The sequence below is a fragment of the Pediococcus acidilactici DSM 20284 genome (genome assembly GCF_000146325.1).
GTDB classification, from domain to species: Bacteria; Bacillota; Bacilli; order Lactobacillales; family Lactobacillaceae; genus Pediococcus; species Pediococcus acidilactici.
This window is the reverse complement of record NZ_GL397069.1, coordinates 1-1,783: the sequence shown is the minus strand read 5'-3', so window position 1 is coordinate 1,783 and position 1,783 is coordinate 1. Positions and strand designations below refer to the sequence as shown.

General features: G+C 49.9%; 1 rRNA gene. It reads left to right on the top strand.

Features of this window, described 5'->3' with window-relative positions:
* Window positions 1-142 precede the first annotated feature (142 nt).
* A 16S ribosomal RNA gene (locus HMPREF0623_RS09215) occupies window positions 143-1,719 on the top strand.
* The last annotated feature ends 64 nt before the right edge of the window (window positions 1,720-1,783 follow it).

Below are 1,783 nucleotides of genomic sequence, written 5' to 3'. Positions count from 1 at the left end.
TGGTAGACCTTTGAAAACTGAACAAAATTTTGACAAACGATCGTGTGAGGACTCGCAAATCAAATTGATTTAGTGAGAACAAACATGCGAAGTCAATTCGCAAAAACAAACAATTAATGAGCTTGAAAAAGACTCATCATTTTAATATGAGAGTTTGATCTTGGCTCAGGATGAACGCTGGCGGCGTGCCTAATACATGCAAGTCGAACGAACTTCCGTTAATTGATCAGGACGTGCTTGCACTGAATGAGATTTTAACACGAAGTGAGTGGCGGACGGGTGAGTAACACGTGGGTAACCTGCCCAGAAGCAGGGGATAACACCTGGAAACAGATGCTAATACCGTATAACAGAGAAAACCGCCTGGTTTTCTTTTAAAAGATGGCTCTGCTATCACTTCTGGATGGACCCGCGGCGCATTAGCTAGTTGGTGAGGTAACGGCTCACCAAGGCGATGATGCGTAGCCGACCTGAGAGGGTAATCGGCCACATTGGGACTGAGACACGGCCCAGACTCCTACGGGAGGCAGCAGTAGGGAATCTTCCACAATGGACGCAAGTCTGATGGAGCAACGCCGCGTGAGTGAAGAAGGGTTTCGGCTCGTAAAGCTCTGTTGTTAAAGAAGAACGTGGGTGAGAGTAACTGTTCACCCAGTGACGGTATTTAACCAGAAAGCCACGGCTAACTACGTGCCAGCAGCCGCGGTAATACGTAGGTGGCAAGCGTTATCCGGATTTATTGGGCGTAAAGCGAGCGCAGGCGGTCTTTTAAGTCTAATGTGAAAGCCTTCGGCTCAACCGAAGAAGTGCATTGGAAACTGGGAGACTTGAGTGCAGAAGAGGACAGTGGAACTCCATGTGTAGCGGTGAAATGCGTAGATATATGGAAGAACACCAGTGGCGAAGGCGGCTGTCTGGTCTGTAACTGACGCTGAGGCTCGAAAGCATGGGTAGCGAACAGGATTAGATACCCTGGTAGTCCATGCCGTAAACGATGATTACTAAGTGTTGGAGGGTTTCCGCCCTTCAGTGCTGCAGCTAACGCATTAAGTAATCCGCCTGGGGAGTACGACCGCAAGGTTGAAACTCAAAAGAATTGACGGGGGCCCGCACAAGCGGTGGAGCATGTGGTTTAATTCGAAGCTACGCGAAGAACCTTACCAGGTCTTGACATCTTCTGCCAACCTAAGAGATTAGGCGTTCCCTTCGGGGACAGAATGACAGGTGGTGCATGGTTGTCGTCAGCTCGTGTCGTGAGATGTTGGGTTAAGTCCCGCAACGAGCGCAACCCTTATTACTAGTTGCCAGCATTCAGTTGGGCACTCTAGTGAGACTGCCGGTGACAAACCGGAGGAAGGTGGGGACGACGTCAAATCATCATGCCCCTTATGACCTGGGCTACACACGTGCTACAATGGATGGTACAACGAGTTGCGAAACCGCGAGGTTTAGCTAATCTCTTAAAACCATTCTCAGTTCGGACTGTAGGCTGCAACTCGCCTACACGAAGTCGGAATCGCTAGTAATCGCGGATCAGCATGCCGCGGTGAATACGTTCCCGGGCCTTGTACACACCGCCCGTCACACCATGAGAGTTTGTAACACCCAAAGCCGGTGGGGTAACCTTTTAGGAGCTAGCCGTCTAAGGTGGGACAGATGATTAGGGTGAAGTCGTAACAAGGTAGCCGTAGGAGAACCTGCGGCTGGATCACCTCCTTTCTAAGGAATAATACGGAACCGCACACGAGTCAAAGTTTTGTTTAGTTTTGAGAGGTCTACTCTC